The 5,147-nt window shown below is 69.0% G+C and carries 7 protein-coding genes; 4 read left to right on the top strand and 3 right to left on the bottom strand.

Features of this window, described 5'->3' with window-relative positions; genetic code table 11:
- Together M3498_16300 and M3498_16295 are read right to left on the bottom strand one after the other, a co-directional pair.
- Positions 1–809, bottom strand: an 809-nt coding sequence (locus tag M3498_16300) for an NAD(P)-dependent oxidoreductase (protein ID MDQ3460834.1), incomplete at its 3' end; no start/stop codon positions are given.
- 100 nt (positions 810–909) lie between these two features.
- Entirely contained in the window at positions 910–1,146 is a 237-nt protein-coding gene (locus tag M3498_16295; GenBank protein MDQ3460833.1) for a ferredoxin family protein, read from the bottom strand.
- Positions 1,147–1,504: 358 nt separating this feature from the next.
- Here M3498_16295 and M3498_16290 point away from each other — a divergent pair, with 358 nt between their 5' ends.
- The 3 genes from M3498_16290 to M3498_16280 all read left to right on the top strand — a co-directional run bounded on the left by M3498_16290 (position 1,505) and on the right by M3498_16280 (position 3,535).
- Positions 1,505–1,873 carry an MGMT family protein gene (locus tag M3498_16290; protein MDQ3460832.1) on the top strand — a complete coding sequence of 123 codons (369 nt, stop codon included), beginning with the start codon at positions 1,505–1,507 and terminating at the stop codon, positions 1,871–1,873.
- Positions 1,874–1,946: 73 nt separating this feature from the next.
- A complete protein-coding gene (locus tag M3498_16285; protein ID MDQ3460831.1) occupies positions 1,947–3,101 on the top strand; it encodes a M20 family metallopeptidase in 1,155 nt (384 codons plus the stop codon).
- Positions 3,102–3,193: 92 nt separating this feature from the next.
- Positions 3,194–3,535, top strand: coding sequence for a hypothetical protein (locus tag M3498_16280; protein MDQ3460830.1), 342 nt, complete (start codon positions 3,194–3,196; stop codon positions 3,533–3,535).
- Between the two features lie 186 nt (positions 3,536–3,721).
- Here M3498_16280 and M3498_16275 read toward each other — a convergent pair whose 3' ends face one another.
- On the bottom strand, positions 3,722–4,195 hold the full coding sequence (locus tag M3498_16275) for an FxLYD domain-containing protein (protein MDQ3460829.1): 474 nt from the start codon (positions 4,193–4,195) through the stop codon (positions 3,722–3,724).
- A 283-nt stretch (positions 4,196–4,478) separates the two neighbouring features.
- Here M3498_16275 and M3498_16270 point away from each other — a divergent pair.
- A partial coding sequence (locus M3498_16270) for a hypothetical protein (GenBank protein MDQ3460828.1) occupies positions 4,479–5,147 on the top strand: 669 nt, incomplete at its 3' end.

Here is a 5,147-nt window from a genome sequence, read left to right as displayed (position 1 = left end):
TCGCCGTCACCCTCCGCCTCGAGCCTCTCGTACCTCTGGGCCGCGCTCCGCACGTGGGGGAGGTCCAGGTCCAAAGGGGCGGCGAGCTCGAGCCCCAGCCGCAGGTCCTTGAGCTGCGTCTTCACCTTGGCGCCCGGCTGGTAGCTGCGCGCGATCATGCGCGTCCCGTGAAGCTGTAGGATCTTCGAGTCGGCGAAGCCGCCCTTGAGCGCCTCCTGCACCTTCTTGGGGTCGACGCCGCTCGCCTCGGCCAGAGCCAGGGCTTCGGCTACGGCCTGGATGGTGAGCCCGACGATGATCTGGTTGACGACCTTGGTCTTGTGGCCCGCGCCGGGCTCACCGACGTGGACGACGTTGCCGCCGAGGGCGTCCAAGACGGGCTGAACGCGAGCGAAGTCGTCGGGGGTGGCGCCGGCCATGATCGCCAGCGTTCCCGTCTTGGCTCCTTCCGGCCCGCCCGAGACGGGCGCGTCCACCCAGCCGATACCCTCGCCCTGAAGCCTGGCGGCGTGGGCTTCGGAGCGCCGCGGGTCCGAGGAGCCCATGTCGAGGACGACTTGGCCGGGCGAGAGCAGGGGCTCGAGGCGTTTCAGCACCGCGTCCACCGCCGGTGAGTCCGAGAGCATGAGCAGCAGGACGTCCGCGCGCGCGGCCTCCTCGAGGTCGGCGGCGAGCGCAATCCCCTCGAGCGCCTCCTCGGCGAGGGGCGAGCGGTTCCAGCCCCGCACCGTAAAGCCCGCGCCTTGCAAGACGCGCAGCATGGGGCGACCCATGAGGCCGAGACCTATCACGCTGACGGCTACGTTCATATGGCTACGCTCATACGGCTATGTTCATGTTGCCTGTCCTAGCAGGGTCTCGCCGTGGGCCGAGAGCGACCGTCCGAGTGAGCAGTTACACACCGGACAGTTACACACCGGAGAGGTCGTAGTTCTTCTTGATATACGACTCCCATTCGCTGGGCACGTCCTCTTCGGTGTAGATGGCGCTGACGGGGCAGGCCGGCACGCAGGCGCCGCAGTCGATGCACTCCTCGGGGTGGATATAGAACTGGTCGTCGGTTTCGTAGATGCACTCGACCGGGCAGACATCGACGCAGGCCTGGTCCTTGGTGCCGATGCAGGGTTCGCAGATGATGTGGGGCATGGCTCACCTCCTCTGGGCTCAAGTGGGCTTCCGGGCTCAAGTGGGCTTGGGGCCTCTTGGGGCCTCTAGTCATTGTCGCCCAATCCTCCGCTGCCGTCAAGGGCGCCCGCCTGCAATTTCGGCGCCTCGATCTCTTCTCCAGGACGAACAAACCGAGTGACACGGTCGGGTCGGGATGTCTTTACCCGTGCCGGCGGGTATACTGAGGCGTGTTTAAAGGTGAGCAGTTCGTGTCCGAGCGCCTCGAGGCCAAGCTAGGTAAGCCCCGCGCCCTTGGCTTTGGGGGCGGATCAGGCGTCGTCGGCGCCCTCTCTAACTCCTTCCCAGGGTGCTTGACCGCGCCCCAGGGATTAGCTCGGTGAGAGGCTTCGAGGCCGCACCCGACCCGGCCTTTCGCGACCCGGCCTTTCGCGACCCAGCCTTTCGCGACAAGGTCATCGCCCTGGTGGCGAGCATTCCACCGGGCCGGGTCGCCAGCTACGGCCAGGTCGCGCGGCTGGCTGGCCAGCCGCGCGGGGCGCGCCTCATCGGCGGCATCCTCCGCCATGCCGGCGACACCCTGCCCTGGCAGCGGGTCATCAACAAGGACGGCGGCATCTCGACCTACAAGGTGGGCGCGGGCGAGCTGCAGCGAGCCTTGCTCGAGGCCGAGGGTGTCGTCTTCGGCGCCGACGGGCGCTGCGACCTAGGGGTCTACGGCTGGGAGCCGGAGGAGAGCGGGAGCTAGCCGAATTCGTTCCCGCCAGCCCGGACGAAGCCGTCGTCTCGGATGAAGCGGGCCCCAGGCTGTAGAATGCCCCATGACCCTTACCGAACTCTCCCTCGCTCAGGCGCTCATCCGCGCGCCCAGCCCCTCCTACCGCGAGACCCCGGCGGCCGAGGTGATGCTGGACGCCTTTACGCGTCTCGGCTTCGACGAGCGCTACCGCGACGACGCCGGCAACGTAGTCGGCGTCCTGCGCCGCGGCGACGGCCCCACCGTGATGATGAACGGCCACCTCGACACGGTGCCGCTCGGCGACGAAGCTCTCTGGCCGCACCCGCCCCTCGGCGGCGAGGTCGCCGAAGACCGACTCTGGGGCCGGGGCGCCTGCGACATGAAGTCGGCGCTCGCCTGCATGACCCTGGCCGCGCGCGACGTGGCCGACGGGGATTTCAGCGGCACCTTGATGGTCACGGGCGTCGTGCAAGAAGAGGTCGGCGGCCTGGGCGCGCGCCATCTCGGTGAGACGGTAAGAGCGGACGTGATCATCCTGGGCGAGCCCAGCAAGCTGCGCTTGATGCTCGGCCACCGCGGCCGCGTCGAGCTGCTGGTCCGCTTCGAGGGGCGCATCGCCCACGCCGCGCGGCAAGAACTCGGCGACAACGCCCTCTACCGGGCGGTGGACTTTCTGGGGCGCTTGCGTGAGCTGACCCTGCCCGCCGGGGGGCCGCTCGGCGCCTCGACGGTCACGCCGACCGTGCTCAAGACCTTTCCCGAGGGCGGTCACAACGTGGTCCCCGGCCGCGCCGAGCTCATCCTCGACTACCGCAACCTGCCGGGCGACGAGCCCGAGGCGGTCGTCAGGCGCCTGCAGGAGCTGGCCCCGGAGGCGAGCATCACCGTGCCCGCCGAGCGGAGCGCCAGCGAGAGCGGCAAGGTCATGTGCGACCTGCCCCGCATCGCGCCGCCCTACCTGGCGCCGGGCGAGAACGCGCAGGTGACCCTAGCCCGGGCGGTCTTGCAGGAGACGCTGCCCGCGCACGGCAGAGACTTCCAGGAGGGCGTCTGGTGGTTCGCCACCGACGCGCCCCACCTGGCCAAGACGGGCGCGGTGGTCATCGGCTTCGGACCGGGCGAGGAGGAACTCGCCCACACCACCCGGGAGAGCGTGCCGCTTGCCCACCTAAAGACCGCTCGAGCCGCCTATGCGGCGCTCGCCCGCGCCTATCTGAAAGGAGGGTCTGGGGTCTAGGGGTTGGGGCCCAGGGTTTGGCTTCCCCCAGACCCCGGCCCCAACCGCCAACCCCCGAACTTATGAAAGGCGAACCCCACAAAGGAGAGACCGTGCTTATCAACGGCGACCGCTGGACGGTCGTGGACGAGGCGCCCGCCGCGGCGCTCGCCGAGATGGTGGCGGCGCTCTTGGAGGACGAGGGCTTCGTGGCGATGGTCAGGTCGCCCGGCCGGCTGACGGACGTTCTCAGCCACTTAGGCACCCACAGCCTGGGCACGCACTACGTCCTGGTGCCCGAGGAGGCGGCCCAGGCGGCGCTTACGCTCATCAAGGACACCGTCACCGACTACCAGGGCGAGGACCTCGTGCGCTTCATGGATACCCTCGAGGGAGAGGCGCTTGGAGGTGAGCTCGAGGACGACCTCAAAGACGACCTCGAGGACGAGAGGTAAGCTCGCGGCAGGCGGGCTATCACCGCTTTGCCGAAGCCGACGTCTTCGTCCCGACACGACCGTCGAGGCGGCGCTCGAGCATGACCTGGCCCGGCCACCTCCCCGCCTCACCGCGACGACTCATGTCGAGCCCTTGGCTTGGCGGCCGCGACGCCCAAAGACGCGCTCGAGAGGGTAGCCGCCCGCTCAGTACGCCCACAGGCTCACGACGCGCGCCTCCCTCGCCTCTTCAAAGGGAATCCAGGCGCGAAAGGCGCGCGCTTCGTTCGCGCCCAGGTTTTCGATTCGGGTGTAGCTCGCGCCGACCCTGCCCAGCTCCTGGCCGTGGTCGTCGAAGAGGGCGATGTCGAGGTTGCCCCCCGCCAGCGCCCGGCCGGTGGTGTTCCTGAGGGTGCCGACGAGGTAGAGCAGCTCGTCCTCCCACCTGAACTCGAGATCCGTGAGCGCCACCGCCGGCCCGGACGGCTGCACCGTGGTGAAGGTCCTGGTCTGGGCCGCGCTCGCCTCCTGCGGCGCCGGTTCGGGCCGCAGCATCACCCCGCCCAGGCCCAGCATCACCACGCCCGCCAGGGCGAGATCGATGCGCTTGCGCCTCGCACGCAGCAGGGCGTAGGCGAGAACCATCACGCCGGTTGTCAGTGCCGCCAGAGCCGCTATCATCTCGCCGTCATCACCTCGCCGTCATTATCTCCGGGCGAAGGCTTGGCAGCCGGCTTCGCCTGGGTTTCACGAACCGCCTCCGAGTATACCCGCGGGTCTTCTCTCGAGGATGAAAACCAGAGGGCAGCGACACCGGCTCGAGCCTCGTCCCGATACCGGCTAACACTGCCGGATAACGCCGCCGGGTAGAGGGCCTCTAGTGTGACCCGGTTCTCGTCACGAGGCAAGTGGAGGCAATTGTCGCTACGGGTGTCGGTACGGGCCAATGTATAATGCCGGCACGGTGAAAGTGTTCGCCAACCTGCTGCTCGTCCACGTCGTCGTCTACCTCGGTCTGGTCGCCGGCGCCGGGCTGTCCGGCTGGCGGGGCCTGGGACAGAGTTTGGCGGCCTACCCCGTCCACCTCTGGGAGACCCTGGCGGAGACGGTCGCGGGCGGGGGTCTGTGGCGTTTCCAGGAGGGGCTGCTGCTGACCTTCGGCTACCTCGGCCTGGCGCTCGTTCTGGCCTGGCTGGCCCTGCCCCTCTTTCGCCGCCTGCCCGCCCCGCTGCTCTGGACGCTGGCCGGGCTGCCCAGCTTCCTCTTGCTCGTCCTAGGGGTGATGTCGGCCTTCTACCTCGCCAGCGTCTTTCGCTTCTGGACGCCGGTCGAGCCCGGCCAGCCCTGGCTGGTCGCGGTCCTGGTCCTGTCGCTCATGCTGCCCTACACCGCCCGCGGGGCGCTCTACTTGAAGCTTCGCCAGGCCGAGCTCCAGGGGGCCGACTTCGTGCGCACGGCTCGCTCGGTGGGGATGCCGGAGAGCCTTGTGCAGCGTCGTACCGTAAGGGTCGCCCTTCCCGAGGGGGTGCGCCTGCTCTCGGGGGAGGTCTTCACGCTGGCGGTAGGGGTCGCCCTCGTCGAGGGGTTGCTGTGGCTGCCGGGCCTGGGGAGAGCGGTGTTCGAGGCGCTGGGC

Source organism: Deinococcota bacterium, from assembly GCA_030858465.1.
Taxonomy (GTDB): domain Bacteria; phylum Deinococcota; class Deinococci; order Deinococcales; family Trueperaceae; genus JALZLY01.
This window is presented reverse-complemented; position numbering and strand designations above follow the sequence as displayed.